Here is an 804-nt window from a genome sequence, read left to right as displayed (position 1 = left end):
CGTGACCACCGTGATCGAAACCGTGTTGAGCAGCCCCGAGAGCAGCATATCGGCGTTTTCTGTGACGACGGAGAAGTTCATGCCGACAAAGCCGCGTTTTGACCGGCGAGATAGTTGGTGCGGCGTTCAAGGTAGGTCTCGAGCACAAGGAGCACGCTCGATATCAACCCGTAGAGGAGCGCCGCGGCGAAGATGAACTCGAACGGCTTGCCGGTGGCCACGATCCCCTGGCGCGTGACGTTCATGACTTCGGACACCGAGATGGCCGACGCCAGCGACATACCTTTGAGCGCGCCGACGGCCTGGCTGACCCAGGGTGCTATGGCGATCCGCGCCGTCTGCGGCAGCACAACCCGCCAGATCATCGCGCGCCGGGGCATGCCGAGCGCCCGGCAAGCTTCGATCTGTCCGCGGTCGATGGCGTTGAGCGCGCCCCGCAACAGCTCGTAGTCGTAGGCGGACCTGACCAGCACGAAGCCGACGATGGCCGCAGGCACGGGCGACAAGGCGACGCCGACCTGCGGCAATGCGAGGTAGCAGGCCAGGAGCACGATCAGCTCCGGCACGCTGCGAAGGATCCAACTGTATACGACCGCGACATAGCCGAGGGACGGCATGAAGAAGCGCTCCGCCAACGCGACCGCCAGAGCCAGGACCAGGGAGACGGCGGAGATGACGGCGAACATCCAGGAGGTGAGAACCGCCGCGTCGATCAACAGGGGAAGAAAATTGCGGACTGCTTCCATCTGTGCATCCCGGTATTGGCAGCCGCGCGGATGCGCGACCGCCGATGGGCCTCACTTC

1 protein-coding gene is annotated in these 804 nt (G+C 64.4%); it reads right to left on the bottom strand.

Annotation, left to right across the window (positions count from 1 at the left end):
• Positions 1 to 77: 77 nt before the first annotated feature.
• Entirely contained in the window at positions 78 to 746 is a 669-nt protein-coding gene (locus tag EN935_RS38395) for an ABC transporter permease subunit (RefSeq protein ID WP_127374366.1), read from the bottom strand.
• Between the last annotated feature and the right edge of the window lie 58 nt (positions 747 to 804).

Source organism: Mesorhizobium sp. M7D.F.Ca.US.004.03.1.1 (genome assembly GCF_003998635.1).
Lineage (GTDB): Bacteria > Pseudomonadota > Alphaproteobacteria > Rhizobiales > Rhizobiaceae > Mesorhizobium > Mesorhizobium loti.
The sequence above is the reverse complement of the archived record's forward strand: the minus strand, read 5'-3'. Positions and strand labels throughout refer to the sequence as shown.

Coding starts and splice junctions, on each gene's coding strand:
- EN935_RS38395 (WP_127374366.1), bottom strand. CDS start 746: ATGGAAGCAGTCCGCAATTTTCTTCCCCTGTTGATCGACGCGGCGGTT.